The organism is Paenarthrobacter sp. JL.01a (genome assembly GCF_025452095.1).
Taxonomy (GTDB): Bacteria; Actinomycetota; Actinomycetes; order Actinomycetales; family Micrococcaceae; genus Arthrobacter.
In genome coordinates this window covers 1,540,879-1,565,803 of record NZ_CP104877.1, presented here as the reverse complement: position 1 = coordinate 1,565,803, position 24,925 = coordinate 1,540,879, and the positions used below count along the sequence as shown (strand labels likewise).

23 protein-coding genes, 2 tRNA genes and 1 riboswitch are annotated in these 24,925 nt (G+C 64.0%); of the genes, 7 read left to right on the top strand and 18 right to left on the bottom strand.

Features of this window, described 5'->3' with window-relative positions; genetic code table 11:
* Positions 1–10: 10 nt before the first annotated feature.
* Positions 11–1,294 carry an alpha/beta hydrolase gene (locus N5P29_RS07425; protein ID WP_262277973.1) on the top strand — a complete coding sequence of 428 codons (1,284 nt, stop codon included), beginning with the start codon at positions 11–13 and terminating at the stop codon, positions 1,292–1,294.
* 44 nt (positions 1,295–1,338) lie between these two features.
* Entirely contained in the window at positions 1,339–1,746 is a 408-nt protein-coding gene (locus N5P29_RS07420) for a hypothetical protein (RefSeq protein WP_262277972.1), read from the top strand.
* A gap of 46 nt (positions 1,747–1,792) precedes the next feature.
* Here the strand turns inward: N5P29_RS07420 and N5P29_RS07415 are convergent.
* The 14 genes from N5P29_RS07415 to N5P29_RS07350 all read right to left on the bottom strand — a co-directional run bounded on the left by N5P29_RS07415 (position 1,793) and on the right by N5P29_RS07350 (position 16,797).
* A tRNA-Asn gene (locus N5P29_RS07415) sits at positions 1,793–1,865 on the bottom strand.
* Between the two features lie 117 nt (positions 1,866–1,982).
* Positions 1,983–2,055: transfer RNA gene (locus N5P29_RS07410), tRNA-Asn, on the bottom strand.
* Between the two features lie 53 nt (positions 2,056–2,108).
* On the bottom strand, positions 2,109–3,989 hold the full coding sequence (dnaG, locus tag N5P29_RS07405) for a DNA primase (protein ID WP_262277971.1): 1,881 nt from the start codon (positions 3,987–3,989) through the stop codon (positions 2,109–2,111).
* A 31-nt stretch (positions 3,990–4,020) separates the two neighbouring features.
* Positions 4,021–5,337: a deoxyguanosinetriphosphate triphosphohydrolase gene (locus N5P29_RS07400; protein WP_262277970.1), complete on the bottom strand. Its 1,317-nt coding sequence runs from the start codon at positions 5,335–5,337 to the stop codon at positions 4,021–4,023.
* A 64-nt stretch (positions 5,338–5,401) separates the two neighbouring features.
* The gene (gene dusB / locus N5P29_RS07395) at positions 5,402–6,583 is read right to left on the bottom strand and encodes a tRNA dihydrouridine synthase DusB (protein ID WP_262277969.1); all 1,182 of its coding nucleotides are present in this window, start codon (positions 6,581–6,583) and stop codon (positions 5,402–5,404) included.
* Positions 6,584–6,626: 43 nt separating this feature from the next.
* The gene (locus N5P29_RS07390; RefSeq protein ID WP_262277968.1) at positions 6,627–7,238 is read right to left on the bottom strand and encodes a response regulator transcription factor; all 612 of its coding nucleotides are present in this window, start codon (positions 7,236–7,238) and stop codon (positions 6,627–6,629) included.
* The gene (locus N5P29_RS07385) at positions 7,235–8,344 is read right to left on the bottom strand and encodes a sensor histidine kinase (protein WP_262277967.1); all 1,110 of its coding nucleotides are present in this window, start codon (positions 8,342–8,344) and stop codon (positions 7,235–7,237) included. Before N5P29_RS07385 ends, N5P29_RS07390 begins: the two co-directional genes overlap by 4 nt.
* A 28-nt stretch (positions 8,345–8,372) precedes the next feature.
* Positions 8,373–9,149 carry an ABC transporter permease gene (locus N5P29_RS07380; protein ID WP_262277966.1) on the bottom strand — a complete coding sequence of 259 codons (777 nt, stop codon included), beginning with the start codon at positions 9,147–9,149 and terminating at the stop codon, positions 8,373–8,375.
* Positions 9,146–10,081 (bottom strand): ABC transporter ATP-binding protein, encoded by a 936-nt coding sequence (locus N5P29_RS07375; RefSeq protein ID WP_262277965.1) that lies wholly within the window; start codon positions 10,079–10,081, stop codon positions 9,146–9,148. The genes N5P29_RS07380 and N5P29_RS07375 overlap by 4 nt, the downstream gene beginning before the upstream one ends.
* Positions 10,082–10,181: 100 nt before the next feature.
* Positions 10,182–11,687 carry a YibE/F family protein gene (locus N5P29_RS07370; protein ID WP_262277964.1) on the bottom strand — a complete coding sequence of 502 codons (1,506 nt, stop codon included), beginning with the start codon at positions 11,685–11,687 and terminating at the stop codon, positions 10,182–10,184.
* Positions 11,688–11,739: 52 nt separating this feature from the next.
* A complete protein-coding gene (locus N5P29_RS07365; RefSeq protein ID WP_262277963.1) occupies positions 11,740–13,113 on the bottom strand; it encodes an FAD-binding oxidoreductase in 1,374 nt (457 codons plus the stop codon).
* Positions 13,114–13,328: 215 nt separating this feature from the next.
* The gene (locus N5P29_RS07360; RefSeq protein ID WP_262277962.1) at positions 13,329–14,291 is read right to left on the bottom strand and encodes a GNAT family N-acetyltransferase; all 963 of its coding nucleotides are present in this window, start codon (positions 14,289–14,291) and stop codon (positions 13,329–13,331) included.
* 2 nt (positions 14,292–14,293) lie between these two features.
* On the bottom strand, positions 14,294–15,679 hold the full coding sequence (locus N5P29_RS07355; protein WP_262277961.1) for a glycine--tRNA ligase: 1,386 nt from the start codon (positions 15,677–15,679) through the stop codon (positions 14,294–14,296).
* A gap of 113 nt (positions 15,680–15,792) precedes the next feature.
* Positions 15,793–16,797, bottom strand: coding sequence for a DMT family transporter (locus N5P29_RS07350; protein WP_262277960.1), 1,005 nt, complete (start codon positions 16,795–16,797; stop codon positions 15,793–15,795).
* 23 nt (positions 16,798–16,820) lie between these two features.
* Between N5P29_RS07350 and N5P29_RS07345 the strand changes: the two genes are divergently transcribed.
* Complete coding sequence (locus tag N5P29_RS07345; protein WP_262277959.1) at positions 16,821–17,048, top strand: RNA-binding S4 domain-containing protein; 228 nt, start codon at positions 16,821–16,823, stop codon at positions 17,046–17,048.
* Between the two features lie 68 nt (positions 17,049–17,116).
* Here N5P29_RS07345 and N5P29_RS07340 read toward each other — a convergent pair whose 3' ends face one another.
* Positions 17,117–17,767: an alpha/beta hydrolase gene (locus N5P29_RS07340; RefSeq protein ID WP_262277958.1), complete on the bottom strand. Its 651-nt coding sequence runs from the start codon at positions 17,765–17,767 to the stop codon at positions 17,117–17,119.
* A gap of 70 nt (positions 17,768–17,837) precedes the next feature.
* Here N5P29_RS07340 and N5P29_RS07335 point away from each other — a divergent pair, with 70 nt between their 5' ends.
* The 3 genes from N5P29_RS07335 (at position 17,838) to N5P29_RS07325 (ending at position 20,357) form a co-directional block, all read left to right on the top strand.
* The gene (locus N5P29_RS07335) at positions 17,838–18,680 is read left to right on the top strand and encodes an SGNH/GDSL hydrolase family protein (protein WP_262277957.1); all 843 of its coding nucleotides are present in this window, start codon (positions 17,838–17,840) and stop codon (positions 18,678–18,680) included.
* Positions 18,681–18,826: 146 nt separating this feature from the next.
* Complete coding sequence (locus N5P29_RS07330; protein WP_262277956.1) at positions 18,827–19,885, top strand: winged helix DNA-binding domain-containing protein; 1,059 nt, start codon at positions 18,827–18,829, stop codon at positions 19,883–19,885.
* Positions 19,886–19,940: 55 nt separating this feature from the next.
* Complete coding sequence (locus tag N5P29_RS07325) at positions 19,941–20,357, top strand: hypothetical protein (protein WP_262277955.1); 417 nt, start codon at positions 19,941–19,943, stop codon at positions 20,355–20,357.
* 45 nt (positions 20,358–20,402) lie between these two features.
* On the opposite strand, the gene N5P29_RS07320 is transcribed toward N5P29_RS07325, so the two are convergent.
* Positions 20,403–21,524, bottom strand: coding sequence for a homoserine O-acetyltransferase MetX (locus N5P29_RS07320; RefSeq protein WP_262277954.1), 1,122 nt, complete (start codon positions 21,522–21,524; stop codon positions 20,403–20,405).
* Positions 21,525–21,538: 14 nt separating this feature from the next.
* A riboswitch (SAM riboswitch) is annotated at positions 21,539–21,656 on the bottom strand.
* Between the two features lie 171 nt (positions 21,657–21,827).
* Positions 21,828–23,144, bottom strand: coding sequence for a bifunctional o-acetylhomoserine/o-acetylserine sulfhydrylase (locus N5P29_RS07315; protein WP_262278530.1), 1,317 nt, complete (start codon positions 23,142–23,144; stop codon positions 21,828–21,830).
* 215 nt (positions 23,145–23,359) lie between these two features.
* On the opposite strand from N5P29_RS07315, the gene N5P29_RS07310 reads away from it, so the two are divergent.
* The gene (locus N5P29_RS07310; protein WP_144652092.1) at positions 23,360–23,998 is read left to right on the top strand and encodes a VOC family protein; all 639 of its coding nucleotides are present in this window, start codon (positions 23,360–23,362) and stop codon (positions 23,996–23,998) included.
* Between the two features lie 120 nt (positions 23,999–24,118).
* On the opposite strand, the gene N5P29_RS07305 is transcribed toward N5P29_RS07310, so the two are convergent.
* A complete protein-coding gene (locus tag N5P29_RS07305; RefSeq protein WP_262277953.1) occupies positions 24,119–24,892 on the bottom strand; it encodes a CPBP family intramembrane glutamic endopeptidase in 774 nt (257 codons plus the stop codon).
* Positions 24,893–24,925 lie beyond the last annotated feature (33 nt).

The window sequence follows — 24,925 nt, the reverse complement described above, 5'->3', positions numbered from 1 at the left end:
CAGCGCGCCCATGAATGACGTCCTGAAACTGGAGATCACCAGTCCCCTCATCCTGGTCGTGGCCGGGACTGTTGCCTTGGCATTTTTCCTGGTGCTGTTCCTGAGGCCGTCCGCGCGTTGGGTGCGCACGGCCATGACTGCCATTGTGGTGGCCGGGTTGCTGGGGTGGTTCACCGTGTGGATCGTGGAGGACGTGATGGACGTTTTCCACGTGGGCCTGACGCCGCGGGTGTGGTTCTGGTCCATCAGCTGTTTCGCCGCACTGGGTTTGGCCGCTGTCAGTTTCGTCCGCAGCAGGCCCTGGCGCAAGGTGGTTGCCGGCGTCTCCGTACCTGTTTTCGTCGTCGCGGCATCCCTGGGCATCAACGCGGAGTTCGGCCTGAACAACACCTTGGGCTCAGCCCTGGGGATCTCCACCCAGGACGCCATCGAGTTGAACAAACCGAACCCTGACAGCGCCATCCCCACCGGACCACTGTGGCAGCACTGGTCTCCTCCGGCGGACATGCCGGCCCACGGCAAGGTGGGAACGCAGGTCATCCCGGCTACAGCTTCGGGTTTCAATGCCCGCCCCGCAGGAATATACCTCCCGCCGGCCGCACTGACCGCGGATCCCCCACGGCTGCCCCTGTTCGTCCTCATGATGGGCCAGCCAGGCCTTCCCGACCCGCAATACGTCTCGGCAGCCCTCGATGACTTCGCTGCCAGGAACAACGGCCTGGCACCCATCGCGATCGTCGCCGACCAGATCGGTCCGGACCAGGACGACACACTGTGCCTGGACACCGCCAAGTACGGAAACGTGGAGAAGTACATCAACCAGGACGTGGTGGACTGGGCCAGGGCCAACTTGAATATCCTTCCCGACAGGGACCATTGGACCATCGCCGGCTATTCCAATGGCGGCCAATGCGCCATTTCCTTCGTGGTCAAATATCCGGAAATGTGGGGCAACATCGTGGATATCTCGGGCGAGGAGTTTCCAGGAGCCGAAGACCCGGCAGGGAACCTGGAAGAGATCTTCGCCGGGAACCAGGCCGAGTACGATGCCCAAAAGCCCATCAACATCATGAAGGGCAGGCACTTCCCGGACACCACGGCCGTCTTCACCGCGGGTTCGGACGACCTCGTCTACGTCGCTGCCGCACAAGCGGTGTCAGCCGCGGCACAGAAGGCCGGGATGACAGTGACGTACTACGAAGTGCCCAACGGCGGACACGTGGGCCTTGCATTGAATGCGGGCCTGGAGAAGGGCTTTGATGTGCTGTACCCACGCCTGGGGCTCTCCCGCTGACCGCTGCCCTTTTCGCGGCAACATACCGGCGATAAAGTTGAGATGTGCCACATTGGCAAGAGGTGAAGCCGTTTCCGGCACCGTGGCAGCGCAAGGATGACCGCATCCTTCCGCTGTGGTGGGACCGCCTGTGCTCGGTGACCAGTCCGCCGTCGGCCGCTTTGTATGCCGGCGGCCTCTTCACGGACGACCGGCGCAGGCCCATTGCCCAGTGGTACAACCCGGAAACGGATGCCGCACTGCTGGTCGCGCCTGAAACATCACCGGAGTGGCCCGTGCAGCGGTTCGGGATCTTCTACGCTCCCCCCGGCGGAGGTTTCACCAGGGTCTACTCAGCACCCCATGAATGGCATCCACGCGAACCGAGGACCCCGCCCACCGAGCAGGATTCCTTCATGGCAGCCGTGGCCGAAGCCTCGCGCTTCCTTCAGGTGGAGATGGATTTCGTTTAAACAGCGGACCCCGCACCGGCAGTGAAGCCGGTACGGGGTCCTTTTGCTCCTCCGACTGGACTTGAACCAGTAACCCTTCGATTAACAGTCGAATGCTCTGCCAATTGAGCTACGGAGGAATGAAGCGGTTATGACTTTAGCAAAGGTTTTACGGGATGTGAAATCGAGCGAAAATACCCCCTGGGGGTATAAAAAAATACCCCCGTTCCGGCTGACCGGAACGGGGGTATTGTGCGCTCCTCCGACTGGACTTGAACCAGTAACCCTTCGATTAACAGTCGAATGCTCTGCCAATTGAGCTACGGAGGAATGAAGCGGTTACTAGCTTAACAGGGGCCTGCCGGAAAACGAAATCGGGGTTCTCAGCCCTCCGAACGCAAGGCCCTTCGTTCCATTTCAAGCTGCATCAGCTCCCGGTTCAGCCGCTGGAATTCCTCCGGGAACGCTGCGGCATCGAGCCGCTGGAGCTGCCCCATTTTGTCGGCCTTGATGCGGGTGATCTGGAGTTCGAAAAGGCGGGCCAGAATATCGCGGCAGTACCGTTGCATGGCTTCGGGTGTGCTGGCCGGCAGCGGAGTCACCGCGAGCTCGGACACCAGGTTCCGCAATGGTTCAGGTACTTCCTGCCGGATCTGCTCCACCCAGGAGACAGCGTCGGCCGCGTGGGCAAGTCCAGTGGCGCGGATGGCAGCATGGATGGCCGCGTAGGCCGGAGTGGAGAAGAGGGAGGCCGCAAAGCGGTCCCACGCCACTCCTCCCAGGACAGCAGGATCCTGGAGCACCACTTCGAGGGCCTGTCGTTCCATCCCCGCCACCGGGTCACCGGGGTTGGGGCGCTGGAAAACCGGCATGCCCGACGGCGGTGCTGCCGCGGCTGGCGCCTGCCCGGCGGGAGCGGCGCCGTTGCCGGCGGTTCCGCGCTTTGCGGCGGCACCAACGTACCGGCTGACTTCCTCTATGGGCATCCCGAGCCAACCGGCAAGTTTGCGCGTGTATTCGGGCCTCGCGGCTGAATCCCTGATCTGGGCAACCACCGGGGAGGCCTCCCTCAGCGCTGCCACGCGCCCTTCGACAGTGTCCAGGTTGTGCCGCCTCAGGGTGGCGCTGATGGCAAATTCGAAGAGCGGTTTCCGGGTGCCGATGAGCTCGCGGACCGCGGCATCACCTTTGAGCTGGCGAAGATCGCAGGGATCGGCTCCGGAAGGTTCCACCGCCACATATGTTTGGGCCGTGAAGCGCTGGTCCTCCTCGAAAGCCCTCAGGGCCGCCTTCTGGCCTGCCGCGTCACCGTCGAAGGTGAAGATGACTTCTCCCCCGCTGCCGTCGTCCGAAAGCAGCCTCCGGGCAACCTTGATGTGTTCGGTACCGAAGGCAGTACCGCAGGTCGCCACCGCCGTCGTGACTCCTGCAAGGTGACAGGCCATGACGTCCGTGTACCCCTCAACCACAACCAACTGGCGGTCCTTGGCGATATTCCGCTTGGCGAGGTCGATGCCATAGAGGACCTGGGACTTTTTGTAGAGCGTGGTTTCGGGTGTGTTCAGGTACTTGGGGCCTTGGTCGTCCTCGTAGAGCTTGCGCGCGCCAAAGCCGATGGTGTCGCCTGCGATGTCGCGGATGGGCCAGATGAGGCGGCCACGGAAGCGGTCATAGATACCGCGGTTGCCTTCGGAAAACATGCCGGTGAGCTTCAACTCCGCATCCGTGAAGCCACGCCCGCGCAGGTGCTTGAGCAAGGAGTCCCAGCCCTGTGGTGCGTAGCCCACGGAGAAGTGCTCAGCCGCAGCGCGGTCGAAGCCGCGTCCGTCCAGGAAGTTCCGGGCCTCGGCGGCGCCCGGAGTCAGAAGCTGGGCCCTGAAGAATTCATCGGCGATCTTGTGGGCGTCCAACAGGCGCTGGCGCTTGCCCACTTCCTCACGGCTGGGACCGGTGCCGCCGTCTTCGTAGCGCAGTTCGTAACCGATTCGTGCGGCGAGCTTTTCCACGGCTTCATGGAAGGAGCTGTGGTCCATTTTCTGGATGAAGGAAATGGCATCGCCGTCCTCACCGCAGCCGAAGCAGTGGTACCGGCCTACTTGCGGCCGGACGGTGAAGGAGGGTGAGCGTTCGTCGTGGAAAGGGCACAGTCCTTTGAAGCTGCCCAACCCGGCACCCTTGAGGGTGACGTAGCCATCAACAACTTCCTTGATGTCCGTGCGCTGGCGTACTTCGTCGATATCTTCACGTTTGATCAGGCCAGCCACTAGTCCATCCTAGTCTGTCCGCCCAGAGGTCCTACCACAGCGACGGGAGGCTGCCGACCAGTCGCTCGTACATGGCCAGGGCAGAGACGTCCGTCAAGGAGGCCACCTGGTCGATCACGACGCGCAGGCGCGCGCCGTCGTCGACGGCGTCCCGCCAGTCAGCGGCGAACATCGGCTCCAGGTGGCGGTCGCCGGTGGCGTTCAAAACGCCCACCAGCGCGTGCAGTACCTCGCGCTGGCGCTCGTACACCGGCTGGCGGTGGTCGGTGGAGATGACGAACGTGGTGGCCAGACCCTTCAGGACCGCGATCTCGGTGACGGTTTCCTCGGGGACCATGAGCTCGGCGTCATAGCGGGTGAGATTGGCCGGGCCGAAGTGGTCACGGGTTGTTTCCATGGCGCTTTGGCAGAAACGGCCGATCAACTGGCTGGTCATGTCCTTCAGCGCAGCCATGGATTTGCGGCTGCCATCGGCTTCGCGGACCCAGACGTTGGTGGCCTCCAGTCGGGCCAGCGCGGCATCGATTTCCGCGGGATCGTTGTGCGGGAGGTACCACTGCTTGGTGTAGCCCACCACGCGGGCCCGGTGGTCCGGGTTCTCCATCCACTTCAGCTGGAAGTGCCCGGCCACGATGGCATCTTCAACGTCATGGACCGAGTACGAGATGTCGTCGGCGAGGTCCATGACCTGGGCCTCGATGCAGGAGCGGTTTCCAGGAGCGCCTTCGCGCAACCACTCGAACACGGGCAAATCGTCCTCGTACGCACCGAACTTGCTGGTGCGGTGGCCATGGATGACGGGGGCGTCGACGGCGGACCATGGGTACTTGGACGCAGCGTCCAGGCTGGCCCGGGTCAGGTTCAGCCCTGCCGGCCTGCCGTCGGCGGCGAGCACCTTGGGCTCGAGACGGGTCAGCAGGCGGAGCGTTTGGGCGTTGCCTTCGAAGCCGCCAATGGTGTGTGCAACCTCGTTCAAGGCCGATTCGCCGTTGTGGCCGAAGGGAGGGTGTCCGAGGTCATGGCTCAGGCACGCAGTATCCACGACATCCGGATCGCAGCCCAGGGAACGGCCCAGTTCGCGACCCACTTGGGCAACTTCCAGGCTGTGCGTGAGCCGGGTACGGACAAAGTCGTCTGTATCCGGAGCCACGACCTGCGTCTTGGCGCCGAGCCGGCGCAGCGCCGAGGAGTGCAGGACCCTGGCGCGGTCCCGCTCAAAGTCCGAGCGGTAGTTGCTCTTGCGTGGCTCTTCAACCCACCGGGCAGAGTCTGCCTCGGAGTATCCGGGGATGGCCAGGATGAAATCATGGCTTGTTCCGCTGCGGCCAAGCGTTGCTTCGGTTCCCATGGGTATCTGCCTCCTTCAAGCGCCGGGGTGTGGAGCTTCTTGAGCCAGTCTTACACGTGTGAGGCTAGCCGCCCGAAACGTCCAGCTCTGCCGCCGAGATATCCGCACTCTGTTCCGCGTTCAGCTGACGGCTTTCAAGCCAGTCCTTCGGCAGGGCAGGCCTCTTCGGGGAGCCAGCACGGCCCCGGGGGCCTTCGGAATCGACGCCCGGATAGGGAAGATCCAGGTCCAGTTGGTCGAGCAACTCACGCAGCACTTCCAGGGTGGGGACAGTGGCGAGCTTGGCGCGCAGCTCCCCGCCGACCACATAACCCTTGAAGTACCAGGCCATGTGCTTGCGGATCTCCCGGAGCGCCTTGTATTCGTCGTTGCCGAACGTCTCCACCATCAATTCGGCGTGACGGTAGACGCCCTCGGCAACCTCGCGCAGTCCGGGACGGTGCCGTTCATCCTTGCCCTCGAAGGCAGCCTGCAGGTCGCCAAAGAGCCAAGGACGGCCCTGGCAGCCGCGGCCCACTACGACGCCGTCGACGCCGGTCTCCCGGACCATGCGGACGGCGTCCTCGGCAGACCAGATATCGCCGTTGCCCAACACCGGGATGTCCGGGAGGGCCTCACGAAGGCGGGCAATGGCGGACCAGTCGGCCTGGCCGGAATAGAACTGCGCGGCTGTGCGGCCATGCAGGGCGACGGCGGCGACACCGGAGTCACGGGCAATCCGGCCGGCGTCAAGGTACGTCAGGTGGTCCTCATCGATGCCCTTGCGCATCTTGATGGTCAGCGGGATGCCGCCCTTGGACGCTTCCTTGACTGCGGTCTGGACGATGGAAGTGAAGAGGTCGATCTTCCACGGCAGAGCCGAGCCTCCCCCGCGGCGCGTGACCTTGGGGACCGGGCAACCGAAGTTGAGGTCGATGTGATCAGCGCGGTCTTCCTCGACGAGCATGCGCACAGCGGCGCCCACCGTCACAGGGTCCACACCGTAGAGCTGCACGGAGCGGACCTTCTCGTCGTCGTCGTGCGAAATGATGCGCAGCGATTCCGGCGTCCGCTCCACCAGGGCGCGCGAGGTCACCATCTCAGCCACGTACAGGCCGCCACCGTACTCACGGCAGAGCCTGCGGAAGGCAGAGTTGGTGATTCCGGCCATGGGAGCAAGGATCACCGGGGTGTCCACGGTGATCCCGCCGAGCTGCAAAGGCGGAAGCTCGAGCTTGGGAGTGGGAGGCGTTGCTACTACAGTCACCCATCCATTGTTGCAAATCAGGGCAAATCGGTGGGTGGCACCCTCACAACAGCCAACCGTTCTCCTCTGCCAGGCGCACCGCTTCGGCCCGTGTCCGCGCACCCGTCTTGGCCATCGCCGACGACAGGTAGTTCCGGACTGTCCCTTCCGAAAGCGCCGCCGCCTTGGCAATATCGGCCACCGTGCCGCCGTCGGACGCCGCCCTCAGCACCTCAGCCTCGCGCTCGGTCAAAGGACTGTCGCCGGACATCAACGACTCTTCCGCGAGCGAGGGGTCCACCACCCGCAAGCCGTTGTGCACGCGCCGGACGGCCTCGGCCAGTTGCCGCGCCGGGGTGTCCTTGACAACGAAGCCGGAGGCTCCCGCCTGCATGGCCCTCCGGAGGTACCCCGGCCTGCCGAACGTGGTGACCATGAGGACCCTGCAGGAAGGAGCCGCGCTGCGGACGGCCGCCGCCGCTGAGATGCCGTCCAGGCCCGGCATCTCGACGTCGAGCATGGCCACGTCCGCGGAATACTCCAGCACGGCGGACACCACGCCGGTTCCATCCCCCAGTTCGGCCACCACTTCGATGTCCGTCTCGAGCCCCAGCAGGGCTGCGAGCGCACCCCGGACCAAGGCTTGGTCGTCCGCGATCACCAACCGGATGGTCATACCTCAACAGCCAATCTGAACCCTCCCAGGTCGCTCGGTCCAATGCTTACGGTCCCGCCGGCCGAGGCAACTCGCTCACGGATTCCCGTCAAGCCGTTGCCGCTGATACCCGAACACGGCCCCACGCCGTCGTCCTCCACAAAAACTTTGGAGGCGGTCAACCGGACCCGGCAATGCCCGGCGCCTGAATGCCGCACGACATTGGTGATGCCTTCGCGCAGCACCCATCCGAACAACTCGCGGTGTTTTGCCGGCACCTGCTCCACCGTGAGGGGAAGCTCGGCCTGTATCCCGGCCGATTCCAAAGCCGTCCGCGCTGCCGCGAGTTCGGCCAGGACATTGACTCCTCGATAGCCGGCCACCGTGGCCCTGACATCGGCGAGCGCGCTGCGGGCCAGCTCCTGGACCTCGGCAACCTCAGTGGCGGCCTTGTCCCTGGCGGGGCTCTCCGGCACGCGTTCCATCAGTCGCCCCGCCAATTCCGCCTTGACGGCTATGACCGTGAGTGAGTGGCCCAGGATGTCGTGCATGTCCCGGGCCACACGGCTTCGTTCAGCTGCGACGGCGGCATCGGCCAACTCGGTTTGGGCGGCCCGGAGTGCAACCGTTTGGCGGATCGTCCGGGCGAACGAGGACATCATGAAGCCGAGGGACAAGATAAGCGCCGGCTGGAAGATTGCCTGCTCAGGTTTTCCTTCCGCCAGCTCCGAGGCCAGCGAGATCCCGGAAAGCCCCATGATCAGGGCGAAATCCACGCGCGGCGGCAGGGTGGTCATCCCAATGGCGCAGGCCAGGAACGGCCACGTCCACAGTGCCTCCCTGCCCACCAGCAGGATGACCAGTCCGTTCAGCGCCAAGAGTACCGCCACGCACACCAAGCCCGTCCGGGCATCCCGTCTGCGGCTGATCATGGGCAGGACCGCGTAAGCTGCGAAGAACGCCACCAAGGACGCCGAAGCCAGCACCTTCCAGGCTGCCGGCTCGTCCACGGACCAAACCAGGTTCCAAGTGGGCCAGGCCCACAGCATGATCGACAAGCCTGCCCCGAGGTACCAACGCCGGGGACCAGGACCGCGGAGGGTTTCCCACAGGGACGGGCTGCTCATGGCTCCCACCTTAGTCACGCAGGGCAGCTCAGACGCGGTTGGTGTCGCGGCGGAAGGCCATGGCCGCCCCGCCTACGAAGATCGCCAGCCAGACCAGGACGTTCACTATCCACATGGCATCGAACTCTCCGGTGATGGGGCTGCGCGCCAACTGTCCTATCCCGTAGGCCGGCGTGAACTTGGCGATCTGGCCAAAGGTATCGCCCATGATCTCGATCGGCATGAACAGTCCACCAAGCATCGCCAGGATCGCCAGGACGGGCCCGAGGACCTGCATGACGTTCTGGCTGGGCATCAGGTACCCAACGAACAATCCCAAGGCAGCGAACACCAGGGAGCCCAACCACGCGACGATCCCCGCGGTAAGCCAGGTCTGCAGGTCCATGGTGACACCGGAGATGGCACCGATGACGAACTGGGCAATCACGGCCACCAGGGACAGTGTGAGGGCAGCCGCTGCCTTGACCGCGATGTAGGCCCCGGGAAGCAGCGGGGTCAGCCGAAGCTGCCGGCTCCACCCCTGGGCGCGTTCAACAGCCACCTGGCTGCCGGCACCTGTGGCCGCCGTCATGGCCGCGTAGACGGTGAGGCTGATCAGGATGTACTGGCCGTAGCTGTGGCCGTTGGGTAGCTGCTGGTTCTTGTTGGACAGGCCGAAGATAAAGAAGAAGATGGCCGGCATCAGGACGGTGAACATGACGGTCCGCCGGTTCCGGAGCATCCGTTTGATCTCTATCCAGAGGAAGGTGGCGTTGACTCCGCCTGCCGAGGGTTTCCGGTCCTGGATTGCTGTTGCCTGGCTCATGACCGGCCTCCTTCGAATGCCGGGGTTGCCTCTGTGGCTGGCGCTTCGCCGGTCAGTGCCACGAAAGCTTCCTCGAGGTTGTGGGCCACCACTTCAAGGTCGTGGGCGCGGGTGCTGTTCAGGAGGAACCGGACCACGGAATCCGAGTCGGACGTGCGGACGGTGACGCGGCCGCCGTCGTACTCCACGGCGTCGGCCGGCGACAACGCGGCGAGCAGGTCACGGTCCTCCGGTGGCAGGGAAGCCCGGACCGTCCGGCCGGAGGCCAGATTCTTGATCTGGGCCGCGGTTCCGTCGGCCACGATGGTGCCCTGCCGGACCAGGACAATGCGGTCCGCGTAGGCGTCTGCTTCCTCCAGGTAATGCGTGGCGAAAATGACGGTCCGGCCCTTGGTGGCATCCGCGCGGATCGCGGACCAGAAATCGCGGCGGCCGGCCACGTCCATACCGGTGGTTGGCTCGTCCAGGATCAACAAGCCCGGATCCGAGACCAACGCCATGGCGAACCGCAGGCGTTGCTGCTGGCCGCCCGAGCACTTTTCCACGCGGCGATCGGCGATGTCCTGGATGCCCGCCCGCTTCAATACCTCTTCCACCGGCCGCGACGATTCGAACATGGCCGCGGTGAGCTGCACGGTCTCGCGGACACTGATGTCCCTCAGGAGTCCGCCGGTTTGCATGACGGCCGCTACCTGGCCCCGGGCGATGGCGCCCCTGGGGGTGTGCCCGAAAATGGAAACTTCACCCTGGTCCGGCGTGCTTAGCCCCAGGATCATGTCGATGGTGGTGGTCTTGCCCGCCCCGTTCGGCCCGAGGAAAGCCACCACCTCCCCTTGCTGCACGGTCAGGTCCAGGCCACGCACGGCCTGGACCTTCCCGAAACTCTTATGCAGTCCGACTGCGTGAACGGCCGGCACTCCCGATGTTGTCATGGCTCCCCCTGGAATAGGTCTTGTACATCCATTCAAGCCCCAGGCCCGTCCGCGCACCCGTAGCGGGTGTCATCAGTTGGAGATGACAAATGTCATCGGGTCAATCGCTCCCCCGGCGCTCGGCTTCGCGTTGCGCCCGGCGGCTTCCCGGCCGCGCCGGCGTTTGGGCGTCCTGACCCTCATCACTGCCTGTCCTGCCGTAGGCACCGGGCCGCACACCGGCGTCGTTCTTGTCGTCCTGCCCGGAACCCACGACGACGGCGGCCGCGGCCAGCGCGCCGGTATCGTCAAGGTCGTCGGCACTGACGGTCGGTCCGCTGGCGGCGGCAAGGCGCTTCATGCCGGTGGCTTTGACCACCAGGACGGCGATGAGGGTTGTGACGGGAATGGCGAGGACCAGGCCGATGGAGCCCACCAGGGTGCGGATGACTTCCTCCGACAGCTCGGCGCTGGTGAGGGCTTCGGCGAGGGGGCGGTCGTATAGCATCACGATGATCAGGATAGGAAGTGCCGCTCCCGCGTAGGCGAACGCAATGGTGTACACGGTGGACGCGATGTGGTCACGGCCAATCCGCATGGCCGAGGAGAAGAGCTTCCGGGCGCTGGTGTTCGGTGCGAGTTCGTAGAGCTCCCACACCGCCGAGGACTGAGTGATGGTGACGTCGTTCAGGACACCAAGGCCGGAAATGATGAGTCCGCAAAGGATGATTCCCGAGATGGAGATCTGGGGCGACATGTTCACCAAGGTCGCGGCGTCGTGGTTTCCTACACCGGCAAGGTTGGCTGCGTCGGTGGCCCAGGCGGCAAGCAATGCGGTGATACCGAGCCCGAAAATGGTCCCGAGCAACGCCGTGGATGTCCGCGCTGAGAATCCGTGGGCGAAGTAGAGGACACCGATCATGATCACTGTGGACCCCACCAACGCCAACAACAACGGCGGCTTGCCCTCAACGAGGCCAGGCAGGATGAAGCTGACAAGGACGAAGTAGGCACCCACCAGGCCCAGAAGGGCACGGAAGCCACGCCAACGGGCCACCGCAATCACCACTACGGCGTACAAGACAGCCAAGGCCGCAATGGGGATGTTGCGGACGAAATCCACGAAGACGTACGCCGGTGCCCCGTTGCCCGCGTTGCTGCCTTGGACACCGGAAAGATTCAAATAACGGATCGAGTCGCCCACATCCACGCCGTGCGACATGGCAACATCAGGGTTGATCACCACCTTCACCGCTTCCCCGCCCTTGTCCGGCACGGTGAAAGCGAAGGTGCACTGGGAACCGCCTGCCTGGTTCTGGCCAGTTTGGCTTTGGCCGGTTTGGCTTTGGGCGCTGCTGTTCTGGCCCGTCTGGGTGCAGCTTTCCACCACCACGCTCTGGATCCTGCCGGTATCGAAAGTCACCCCGGGGGCTGCCTGGTAGGGACTTGAAAAGTTGATCCCTTCCCTGCTGCCCGAGGGCCACATGAGCAGCATCGCCACGAGCGTCAACACCCCAAGGGGCACGAGCACCGCGGCCAGCAGCCAGTTGGCCCGTTTACGGGAAGCGACTGCCTGCGGGCTTGGTTCCAAACCTTCAGAATGACCGTGGGAGTGACTGTGGCCCATCAGCTGCAAAACCTCATGGGTTAAGCCTACGTGGACAGCAGGGCGCTCCTGCTCAGGCCGGCGGGATGTTCTGGTTGACGCGGAAGAGGTTGCCGGGGTCGTATTTCGCTTTGACGGCCACCAACTTCTCCCAGTTGGGTCCGTAATTGTCCGCCACCCTGTTTTGGTCCTCCGAGTCCATGAAGTTGATATAACCGCCGGCTTCGGAGTGGGGCGCCAACGCTGCCGCATACCCACGGGCCCAGGCCATATTGGCTTCGTTGTCAGCGGGATCGGGCCACTGGGTTGCGATGACCGGCGAGAACTTCATGTCGCGGTGGGCGAACGCAGTGTCCTGGATGCCCACCCGGGACACCGCGCCATCGATGGGGTAGACGTGGACCGCGGTGTTCATACTGGTCACGGTGGCCCCGAACTGGGCGTGGGCAGCGATCGCACCGTCGTTGAGTTCGCGCAGGAAATTGGCCTTCCAATACCCCTGCATGCCCTTGGGATTAAGTCCGTCAAAAGCCACGTTCAACGCCGGATAGGGCATGGGTCCCACCATGGATCCCGCCACTGGAGCGGCCTCCAGGAACGGCTGCCAGCGGGCGTCCCCTTCAGCGGGGTCGCCCGTCCACATTCCCACCACCACGCAGACGGCCTTTCCGTGCCATTCCTCGGGGAGGAAAGGCACCGGCGGTCCTTGGTGGAAGCCCAGGAACGCCCCGAACTCTTCGGGTGCGGAAGCTATATAGTCACGATAGAACCTGGCCACTGCAGGGATGTTCTCCGCACCATAAATGATGATCCCGGCATGGACCATGTCCACGGGATGGAGTTCGAACTCCAGGGACGTCACCACCCCGAAGTTGCCGCCGCCGCCCCTGATCGCCCAGAACAGGTCCTCGTTCTGTTCATCGCTGGCGATCAGGAAGTTTCCGTCCGCGGTGACGACATCCGCCGAGACAAGGTTGTCGCAGGACAATCCGTACTTCCTGGCGAGGTACCCGATCCCCCCGCCCAGCGTCAGGCCCGCCACACCGGTGGACCCGACGATGCCGCCGGTGGTCGCCAGCCCGAAAGCGTGGGTGGCGTGGTTGAAGTCGGCCCACGTCGCGCCGCCCTCGGCCCGCGCCCTGGAACGTTGTGGATCCACCCGGACGCCAGTGCGATTAACGAAGTCCAGCACAAGGGCATCGTCCCAGGTGCCGAATCCGGGAGCGCTGTGGCCACCTCCCCTGATAGCCAGGGGCATGGAGTTTTCCCGGGCGAAGTTCACTCCGGCGATGACATCGGAAACCTGCGCTACGCGGATGACACCGGCAGGGCGTTTGTCCACCATCGCGTTGAAGACGGCGCGTGCTGCGTCGTAGTCAGGATCTTCGGGGGTGACAAGTTGCCCACGCAACTGTTCCCGCAGCCCGTCGAGGGCGATTGGGTTCATAGTGCTTACCATCGATTCAGACGTGAGACCGGACTTTCCTCACGCTTGTCCCCCTGTTCGTGACGGCGTGGGGGCTTACTTCGATAGGACTACTCCTGAGCCCTGGCCACGTCAAGAACCTTTGGCAAGGACCCGGAAACAGCAAATCCTGCCCGTCCCATGAACGATGGGCCGGACAGGATCAGCAGTGCTCGATGACTGTGGTGGGGAACCGGTCAGTCGCTCACAATCAACGTGTCCGCGCCCCGGACATGGGCTTTGCCGGACTCCAGCAAGGGCTCAAGGACTGTTCGCAGGGCTGTCATGGACTCGTCAACTTCCAGCAGCACGGGGTGCTGGTAGGCAATGAGCGCCAACAGGTCGCGAACGGCAAAAGCGGCTTCCTCGGCCGACAGGCTGGGGTCGTGGCCCAGAAAGACGTCCGATGGCTCCTCGGAGTCACCTTGCGCGTAGCTGATGGCGAACGCCTGGATCTTTCCCTTGCGGCTGGCCGGAACACCCTGGCCAAAGGCACTGGCCTTGGGCGCACGCAGCACAATGGCACCATGGGCGCCGGTCAGGTCATGCAGGAACAGGCGCTGGACAGTGGCGACGCTGAGCTCCCCCGGACTGTCCCAGTGGTGGACGTGGGTGTAGTACTTGCCCACCGCCTCGCTCAACTCAACCGAACCCGTTGCCAGGTCCTCCACGCGCTCGGACGCGGCTTCCTCGGAGCCATCGCCGAACCGCGGAAGCGGGAGCGGCTCCGGGTCCACGACCACCAGCTGGGAGCGCTGGATCGGTGCAAGACCGGCAGCGGCGGCGAACGCCGCACCGGCAGTGTCCGGCTCTACCTTGCTGCGCAGCTTCGAAACGCCCGACGGCGCGTTGCCGGCTTCGGCGCGAAGCATGGTCAGCAAGGTTGCACCGACACCTTCGCGGCGGTGGTCCTTGGCAACCTCGATGTAGGCCCACAGCCGTTCCGGGTGAAGCGAGGCCTCGTGGACCACACCCGCCGCAACAGGAATCCGCACGCCGTCCACCACGTCTTCGGCCACGATGCACCGCCGCCAGGGCTGGTTGCTCGAGGGCGCGAGGGCAGCACGGAACTGCTCGGCCGGGAGGGTCTCAGGACCACCCCAGATCTCCAGGAGGGCGAGGTCGTCGCCTTCCTTCCATTCGCGGTATTCCAATGCCACGGCTAGGCGCCGATCAAGCGTGCGGCCAGGTAGCCTTCGACCTTGTCCAGGGACACGCGTTCCTGGCTCATGGTGTCGCGCTCGCGGATGGTCACGGCCTGGTCTTCGAGGGTGTCGAAATCCACGGTGATGCAGAACGGGGTGCCGATTTCGTCCTGGCGACGGTAGCGGCGGCCGATGGCACCGGCGTCGTCAAAGTCGATGTTCCAGTTCTTGCGCAGCTGGGCGCCCAGCGCCTTGGCCTTCGGCGAGAGGTCCTCGTTGCGGCTCAGCGGCAGGACTGCGGCCTTGACCGGGGCCAGTCGCGGGTCGAGCTTGAGTACGGTTCGGACGTCGACGCCGCCCTTGGCGTTGGGTGCCTCGTCCTCGGTGTACGCGTCGATCAGGAACGCCATGAAGGACCGGGTCAGGCCGGCGGCGGGTTCGATCACGTACGGCGTGTAGCGCTCGTTGGTGGCCTGGTTGAAGTAACTAAGGTCCGTGCCGGAAGCCTTGGCGTGCGTGGAGAGGTCGAAGTCCGTACGGTTGGCGATGCCTTCGAGCTCGCCCCACTCGGAGCCCTGGAACCCGAAGCGGTACTCGATGTCCGTGGTGCCCTTGGAGTAGTGGCTGAGCTTCTCAAGCGGGTGCTCGAAGAAGCGGAGGTTCTCTTCGCGGATGCCCAGGTCCCGGTACCAGGACATGCGCTCCTTCATCCAGTACTGGTGCCATTCTTCGTCCGTGCCTGGCTCGACGAAGAACTCCATCTCCATCTGTTCGAACTCACGGGTGCGGAAAATGAAGTTACCGGGCGTGATTTCGTTACGGAAGGACTTGCCGATCTGGCCGATGCCGAACGGCGGCTTCTTCCGCGAAGTGGTGAGCACGTTGTTGAAGTTGACGAAGATGCCCTGTGCCGTTTCCGGACGCAAGTAGTGCAGGCCTTCTTCGCTGGCTACAGGGCCGAGGAAGGTCTTCAGGAGGCCCGAGAATTCCTGGGGTTCGGTCCACTGTCCGCGGGTGCCGCAGTTGGCGCAAACAATGTCAGCCAGGCCATTCTCGGGAGGGCGGCCCTTCTTTTCCTCGTATTCTTCTTCAAGGTGGTCCGCGCGGTAGCGCTTGTGGCAGGAAAGGCACTCAACCAGGGGGTCCGAGAAAACCTCGACGTGGCCGGAAGCTTCCCATACCTGGCGGGGAAGGATCACCGAGGAGTCAAGGCCAACGACGTCTTCGCGGCCGCGGACCATGCTCTGCCACCACTGGCGCTTGATGTTTTCCTTCAGTTCCGCACCGAGGGGACCGTAATCCCATGCAGAGCGGGAGCCACCATAGATTTCACCGGCCTGGAAGACAAAGCCCCTTCGTTTGGAGAGGGAAATGACCTGGTCAAGGACGGATTTTGCTGCCATGGGTAACTCCATTTGTTCTACAGGGCCGCTGGGTGCGGTCCGCGGGTGGTTGGCCCCGGTTCCGGACAAGGTCGCCCGGCGGGGTGTTTGGGGAAAATTTGCTGACTCCTACCCTACCGGCCTTTCGCCGCACCTCTCCGTGCGAATGCTCCCTTGGGCCACGGCAAAGTGGCAACGATGATCGCGGCAAGGGTCAGCAGGGTGCCCAGCACCGTGGGCAAGGCGACCACCGTACCGGAAGTGGGGATCACGACGTCGAGCATCAGCGACCCCAGCAGTTGCCCGGCAATCATGCCCAAGCCGGTGATAAGAACGCCGAGGCTGCGGACCAGCAGGGCCGCCAGGCCGATCGCAACGCAGCCCAGTGGGCCGCCAAGGTAGTACCACAACTGTGCGGGCAACGGATTGCCGGTTCCCACGAGCGACGCCTTGATCAGCCAGGCGATCCACAACACCACCGATCCTGCCAGGAAATTGACCACCGTCGTGGCCAGGGGCGTGCCGTAGTGCACGGTGGCCGTACCATTCATGGCTTGCTGAAAGCTCATCAGGAAACCCGCCAAAAGCGGCAGCAAGATCGGCAACACCATCATTCCGACGTCGGTGGAGACGCCGAAATGCGGCGACACCGCCCACGCGACCGCCGCGACAGTGAGGACACTGCCCAACACCCGCAGTCCCGTGATGGAGCGTTTGCCGCCCGGGGCAATGCCGAGCCGATCCACCAACAGACCGCTGAGGGTCTGGCCGGTCACCGAGGCAACCGTGAACACGGCCACGCCCAGAAGGCCCACGGTGTAGGACTGTGCGAAAACGAAGAAAGCTCCGACGCCACCGGCCATCACGTAGAAGGGCGGGAAGCTGCGGCTGCGGACGGCGGGTACGATGCTCCGCAGCCCGGTCCTGCCCTTTGGTGTGCTCAGGGAAATCACGGCAATCACTGCCAGGCCCGTGGTGAAGCTCACTACGGAAGCGGCAATGCCGTCGTTCAGGACAGCGCTCAGTGCCCCGTTGATGCGTCCCTGAATCGGGAGCACCAAGCCGGTGACAAGTGCGAGGATGAGGCCGACGGCCAAAGGAAGGGCGGGACGGGACGAAGGCTGCGGCACCGTCACCACACTACTTCAGGCATCATTGCTGTATGAGCAACCCCGAAATCGAAGAGATTCCCATCCGCGACGACATGATCCGCCTGGGCCAGCTGTTGAAGCTCGCCAACCTGGTGGAGGACGGCGTGGAGGCCGCGGAGCTCATCAAGAACGGCCTGGTCAAGGTCAACGGAGAAATCGACGAGCGACGCGGCCGCCAGCTCCATGCCGGCGATACCGTGACCGTCAACGGACAGACGGTCCGGATCACCACCGCCTAACCCTCCGGAGTTTTTGTACACATAACGCCCTTAAGAACCCCTTTTAGGGGCGTTATGTGTACAAAAACTCAACCGTTGAGGACCTTGTGGGTGAGGAACTCCCCTACGTGGCCGATTTCCTGCTGGTTGATCCCATGCCACATCCCTGTGTAGAGCACCTTGGTGAGGTCCACGTGCTTCCGGACCCAGCCCATCGTGTATTCGATCTTGTCCTGCGTAATGACGGGGTCCTGCTGGTCGCGCCCCCAGAACATGGGAACAGAGCCGTCCAGTTCGTCATCGCGGAAGGCCGCGTCCGCTCCGGCGTCCACCACAAAGCCTGAAAGCCCGACGACGGCAGCGAAGTCCGCGGGTCGGTAGCGCAGCATCGTGGTCGCCATCGCCATGCCCATGGAGAATCCAAGCAGCGTTACCGAGGAGTGGTTGGCCTTGACCGTGTCCAGCCAGTCCAAGGCGTACTCGGCGGCAAGCTTCACTGCGTCCAGGGAGTAATCGATCGATGCCGTCAACGGGAACCAGGTGAAGCCCGGCCCCGTGGGCATCGGTGCGCGGAGGGCTGCCACCACGAAGCCATCCGGGAGGAGCCCTGCCAGGCTGAAGAGGTCCTCCTCGTTGGAACCGTAGCCGTGCAGCAGGACCAGCAGGGGCTTGCCGGCGCGCTCGGCTTCGTCGTGGGACCAGAGGACTACGGGGGCGGGAAAAACGGGGGCTTCAGTCATGGCTCCATTCTTGCAGTTACTCCCAAGTAACAACCTACGGTGGCGTAGGTCGGGCGTCAGGGGGCAGGATATGAGCGTGAGTGAGAACAATCATTTAGTGGAACCTGGCGAACCTGTTCAAACGCACCCTTGGAGCCGTTACGTGGCACTGGGTGATTCGTTCACAGAAGGCATCGGCGATCCCGAACCTGCAAATCCCGGCGGCAACCGCGGCTGGGCAGACCGTGTGGCCGAAGAGCTGGGTCGTGGACACGAGGATTTCGCCTACGCAAACCTGGCGATCCGTGGGCGGCTGCTGCAGCAGATCGTGGATGAGCAGGTGGGCCCGTGCCTGGAACTGCAACCAGACCTTATCTCCATTTCAGCCGGCGGCAATGACCTCATCCGGCCCGGGGGCGATCCGGACCTCCTGGCCGAAAAGCTCGACGCCGCTGTAGGCGAGCTGAGCTCCGGTGGTGCCACCGTGGTCCTGTTCAACGGCCCCGACACGGCGTCTTCGGTCCTGGGCCGGATCCGGGGCAAGGTCGCCATCTACAACGAGAACCTGCGGACTGTCGCTGCCCGCCACGACGCCATCATCGCCGACATGTGGTCCCTGCGGCAGCTGTCCGATCCCCAGATGTGGGACGCGGACCGTCTTCACTTTTCGCCCCTGGGCCACCACACCATCGCCATGATGGTCCTGGACGCGCTGAACGTCCAGCACACCCTGGAGCCCCTGATGCCCAAGCCCCTCCCGCCACGGACGTGGCGCGAAGCCCGCTCCTCGGATCTCGTCTGGGCCCGTGAGTACTTTGTTCCGTGGGTCATCCGCCGATTGAGGCACCAGTCCTCCGGCGACGGCATCACGCCAAAGCGCCCGACGGCGGGGCCCGTCTTCGGCGCCGGCGGCACCTTGATGCCGCGCAGCTAGCAGGGACAGAGCAGCGAGGGTGGAAATGACAGGTTCGGCAGGCTTGCGTGGCCACTAATCCTTCGCAACGGGTAGAGCAGATCCGCCAGCTTCGTCTGCGGCGCCAGCAGTTGAGACCGCCCCTTGCCGGCAGTCCAGGGGACGCCGTGCGCAACCTCCTTGCCGTCCAGGCGCAGGAATTCCCCTACGCCCGGTGGACTGTGGCGCAGCGGACACCCGCGAGCACTGCCGCGATCGTTGAGCAGGACGTGGCGGACGGAACCATCCTGCGGACCCACATCCTGCGGCCCACGTGGCATTTTGTTCACCGGGACGATCTTGGCTGGCTGATGGGCCTCTCGAGCGACCGGCTCGATAGGGGCAACCAAGGAATGTACCGGCGGACCGGAGTGGATGAAGAAACCGCCGCGCGCAGCGGCAGGATCCTCGCGGCGGCGGTAGCGGGCGGCGCGCACAAGACCCGCGAAGAGTTGGCTGACGTTCTGGGACAAGCAGGCTTGCCCGGCAAGGGCCTGGGCTTCGTCTACCACCTCATGCACGCGGAAATCAGCGGCATCCTGGTCAGCGGCGCTCCCGTGCGTTCGGCGGGCGGTGCCCTTAAACAGACATACGCCTTGTTCGAAGAACGCGCGACCGGGAGGTTTGCCGGTCCGCTCACCGGCACGGAGCGGGAGCAAGCCTTGGGGCAGTTGGCCCTGCGGTACTTCAGTAGTCGGGGGCCTGCCACAGTGAAGGACTGCTCGGCCTGGTCCGGGTTGACCATGAAGGACGTGAAATTGGGCCTCCACGTCGCTTCGGACCTCGCGCCCGGTGCTTTGGCGGCGGTTTCCGCAGACGACGTGGACTTTTACCTGCCTTCAGCTCATGCAGAGGCCCTTGGGGCACTCCCTGGCACCAACGAACCCATACCGCCCCGCATCGACCTCATCCAGTGCTACGACGAGTACGTAATGGGCTACTCACAGTCGCGCCACTACCTCGGCGGTACCGCTCCGTATTTCCCCGAAGACAACGGCCCCATGCACGTGGTCCTCCTGGACGGAAGATTGGCAGGCTGGTGGCGGCACAGCTTCACTGGCGGCGCCTGCGAGCTGGACGTGCGGATGAATACGCCGGCCACGAAGGAAGAACAGGCCGCACTGGAAGCGGAGGCAGCGCGCTACGGCACGTTCCTGGGGATGGAGACGAAGCTGGTGCGACAGTGAAGCAGCTGTGACGCGGCGGGTCTAAGCTGGGGTTGAGACTTCGGAGGCATGCACTGTGAACAATCTGTTCTTTTGGATCATCGTCTGCTCGTGGCTGATTCCCATGGGAATCCGCATGTACAACCGTTCCAAGGCGCGTCGCCTGCAGAACGGGAATTTCCCGGGTCCGGATTATCGGCAGCAAAGCCTTCCCGGCCCGGGTTACCCGCCCCAGGGCTACCCTGGCCAGAATTACCCCGCACAGAACTACCCTGGGTATAAGCCCGGGCCCGCCATCATCCGCCCCGCGGATGAGGCACCGCAGGCCGCACCGCCGTCGAACCCTTCATCTCCCGCATCATTCCCCACCGCAGCGGCGGAGCCCCAAGGCTACCGTGCGAAGAAACTGGCCGAACTGGACGCGAAGTTCACCAACGGCCAGATCGCCATGGAGGACTACATGAAGCAGCGCCAGGAGATCATGAACGGCTGATCAGCCGCACACGTGATCTTCCAGACCCATCGAAGCCGTTGAGGCTCAGGAGAAGAAAGCCCCTCTAAGCTGCCCGGACAGCTGGCCGATTTCGGTAAGGAAGCCGTCGTGGCCGATCGGCGCGTCGATGGTGTGGACGGGAACATCGCCCGGAAGAGCCGCCGCAAGTTCCTTCGACTGGGCCGGAAAATACAGCCGGTCCGTGTTCACGGCGGCCACGAAGAAGTCGGCGGTTGCACGGGAAAGAGCTTCCTGCAGGGTGCCCCGACCACGCGTGACGTCATGGGACATCAGGGCTTCGGTGATGGCGATGTAACTGTTGGCATCGAAGCGGCGGACAAGCTTCGTGCCCTGATGGTCAAGGTAGCTTTCCACTTGGTAGCGCCCGCGCTCTCCCAGCACCGCAGCAGCGAGCGGCGTCTCCTGGTGCTGGGCCTCCCGGCCGAAGCGCAGGTCCAGTTCCAGGGCGGAACGGTAGGTGATGTGCGCGATCCTGCGGGCCAGCGCCAGTCCATGCTCCGGTGCCTGGCCGTCGTAGTAGTCCCCGTTGTTGAAGTGCGGGTCCTGTCGGATGGCCAGGGTTTGGGCCTGGGCGAACGCGATCTGTTCGGCCGTGCTGTAAGCGCCCACCGAGATGACCGCACAACGGTTGACCCGTTCCGGGAAAGTGACGGCCCATTCAAGTGCCCTGGCTCCTCCCATGGAGCCGCCCAGTACAGCGTGCCAAGCGTCAATACCCAGCAGGTCCGCGAGCCGGGCTTCGGCCTCCGTGCTGTCCCGCAGCGTGACCAGCGGGAACCGGGAACCCCACGGCTTTCCATCGGGGGCGGTCGAGGAAGGGCCGGTGCTCCCGTAGCAGCCACCCACGATATTGATGGAAACGACGAAGTACCGGTTGGTGTCGATGGTGGCACCGGGCCCAACGAGCTGCTCCCACCACCCTTCCTCATCGGTGGCCCCGCGGGCGACATGGGTGCTGCCCGTCAGGGCGTGCTGGATCAGGACAGCGTTGGAGCGGTCCGCGTTGAGTTGTCCCCACGTTTCGTACGCCAGCACGACATCGGGAAGATAGCCACCGGCTTCCAGGGCCAGCGGCCCTACGCCCGCGTACTTGACTGTTCCGTCGGCTTCACCGGATTTGGGAAGGGCTGTAGCAGTGATGGTCATTCCTTTGATACCTAACCTCGCGCTTGCCTGTCGCCTTGCGTGCGGACAGGCCAGGTCCTCACCCGGGGCACCCCACCGCGGAAGGAGGGTTGCCGGCCAGCAAGCCGGGGCTATCTGCTGGCACTCATGACCTAATACGTAGAGTCTAGGAAAAACTCCACCCTTCTGGCGAAGAATGTGACATCAGTGTGACGTTAGGTGCCGTTTTGATTCACCAAAGTGCACCCGGGGCCGCCGTCCGGCGAATAATCGTCGATCCGGACGGCAGCCCCGATGTATCAGCCCGCTACTGGGAGCACGGGCTCAGGCGCCCTTGGCTGCCCGGAAACCCGCCTCAAGGTCGGCGATAATGTCGTCGACGTGCTCAATGCCGACGGACAGGCGGACCAGGCCCGGATTGACGCCTGCGACGAGCTGCTGTTCGGGAGTCAGCTGGCTGTGCGTAGTCGACGCCGGGTGGATGACCAGGGAGCGGACGTCGCCGATGTTGGCCACGTGGGAGTGCAGCTCCAGCCCGTCCACGAAGCGCTTGCCGGCTTCGACGCCACCCTTGATGTTGAACGCGACGATTGCGCCCGTGCCCCGGGGACCGTACTTTTGGCCCCGTTCGTACCAAGGGCTGGACGGCAGGCCGGCGTAGGCGACCGATTCGACGTCGTCGTGGGCTTCCAGCCATTGCGCCACTTTGGTGGCGTTGGAGACATGCCGTTCCACGCGCAGACTCAAGGTCTCCAGGCCCTGGGCGATGAGGAAGGCATTGAAGGGTGCGACGGCGGATCCGAGGTCGCGGAGCAGTTGGACGCGGGCCTTGAGGATGTAGGAAAGGTTGGCACCAAGCGCCCCGTCCTTGCCAAGGTCGCGGGCGTAGACCAGTCCGTTGTAGCTGGGATCCGGCGTGTTGAACCCCGGGAAGCGCTCCGGGTCCTTGCCGAAGTCGAAGTTGCCGGAATCGACTATGACCCCTGCAATGGCTGAACCGTGTCCGCCCAGGTACTTGGTGGCCGAGTGGACCACGATGTCCGCGCCCCACTCGATGGGACGGATCAGATACGGGGTGGAGAGGGTGTTGTCGACGATCAGCGGCAGGCCTGCTTCATGGGCCACCCCGGCAACGCCTTCAATGTCCAGAACGTCCTGGCGGGGATTGGAGACAACCTCGCCGAAGAAGAGTTTGGTGTTCGGCTGCACGGCGTCGCGCCACTGCTGAAGGTTGTCCGGGTCCTCGACGAAGGTCACCGAAATCCCGAACTTCTTCAAGGTGTGGGCAAACAGGTTGTAGGTGCCGCCGTAGAGGCTGGGGCTTGCCACGATGTGGTCCCCGGCTTCTGCGATGTTCAGGATGGCAAAGGTCTCTGCCGCCTGGCCCGAACTGAGCAGCAGCGCACCCAGGCCTCCTTCAAGGCTGGCGATCCGCTGTTCCACCGCGTCCTGGGTAGGGTTGCCGATGCGGGTGTAGATTGGCGCGAGCTCGGCCAGGGCGAAGCGGTTGGCGGCGCTCTCGGCACTCGGGAAGACGAAGGACGTGGTCTGGTAGATCGGCAGCGAACGCGCCCCCGTGGCGGCATCCGGCTCTTGGCCTGCGTGGATTTGGCGGGTTTCGAAAGACCATCCTTGGGACATGGAGTTCTCCTCTTCGTGATGCATGTGATCGGCGGACTATCAGTGGGAAGCAAACTGCGGCCAGTCTAGGAAGTGTCCGTGCGCTTGGACAGCTTTGTGACGTCACCTGAATTTTTAGGGTCTTTTGCTGCCTTTCGTGACGCCCGGCGTAAGATCCCACCTTGGTTAGGCTTGACTTAGCTGAGACACCGATCACAAAGTGCCAAGATGAAGCCATGCGCATGGATCACGTCTCTTACGCCTGTGAACGAGATGGCCTTCTGGCCACTACCGAACGAATTTCCGCGGCTCTGGGAGTGGACGCAGTCCGGGGTGGAGTGCACCCCCGCTTCGGCACCCGGAACATGATCATTCCCCTGGCGGACAACAAGTACTTGGAAGTTGTGGAGGTCCTTGACCACCCCGCTTCCGACAAAGCACCCTTTGGCCAAGCGGTCCGTGCGCGTTCAGCAGCCGGCGGCGGTTGGATGGGCTGGTGCGTGGCCGTTGACGACCTCGCACCTTTCGAGGACCGCCTCGGCCGCGCCGCAGTTCCCGGCAACCGCAAGTTCCCTGACGGCCGTGAACTCGTGTGGCAGCAGATCGGCATCCTCGGCTTGATCGCCGACCCCCAGGTGCCCTACCTCCTCAAGTGGGAAGGTGATCCCTCCCTGCACCCGTCCAAGGTCTACGAGAGCGACGTCAAGATGTCCAGCCTCACCATTGCGGGCTCGGCGGAACGCGTCACCGAATGGCTCGGTGAACCGGTGGAGAAGCCGCTGGAGGATGTCGCAGTCCAGTGGATGGCTCCCCATGGCACGCCGGGCATCCTGGCCGTCACGTTCGAAACCGCCTCCGGAGCCGTCACCATCTGACCGTACCCTTGATCCGGGGAGATCCCGGCGTCGGACATTGTTGTCCAGACAAAGCTTCGGCCGCCATCAGCGGGTGCCAATGACGTCACCCACCGATGGCGGCCGAATACTTTTAACCGCTCAGCCGAGTCCAACGGCCTTGCCAAAAAGGCTGAATCCCACGAAGGCCACGATGTCCAGCAGGGCATGCGCGATGACCAGCGGCATCACCCGCTTGGTCTTGGTATAGAGCCAGGCGAAGACCAGCCCCATGACCACGTTGCCCACGAACGGCCCGAAGCCCTGGTACAGGTGGTAGCTGCCCCGCAGGACCGCACTGACCAGGATCGCGACCGGAGTGCTCCAGCCGAATTTTCCGAAGCGGTCCATGAGGTAGCCCACCACGATCACTTCCTCCACCATCGCATGGCGGATCGCGGAGAGGATCAGCACAGGCACGGTCCACCAATAGGCGTCCAGGCCGCTGGGCACTATGGCTGTGGTTATTCCCAGGGCCCGCCCTGCGGCGTAGAGGCCAAGGGAAGGGATGCCAATCAACGCCGCGAGCCCCAGCCCTTGGAGCAGGTCCTTTCCGGGCCGGGCCAGGTTGAAGCCCAAACGGGTGAAGGCCGAACCGCCCTCGCCATCCCGGTTCGCGTGGATGTGAAGCGAGAGGAAATAGAACACCAGGGCCACCGGAACCAAGGCGAAGAAGATGTCCAGGAGCTGGTACGTGAGATCGAAATACTCCCGCGTGCTCTGCGATCTGTTCAACGTCGAGGTAGCTTCGGACAGCGGTGCACGGCTCAACTTGTCAAGCAGTTGCACTACGGAGTAGACGGCCGATTGGCCCAGTGACAGGCCCAGCACGATGAGCACTTCGGCGCGCAGGCGCCGACGGGAAGCAAGGAACATGTACCCACCCTATGCTTGGTGGGATGGGTGCCC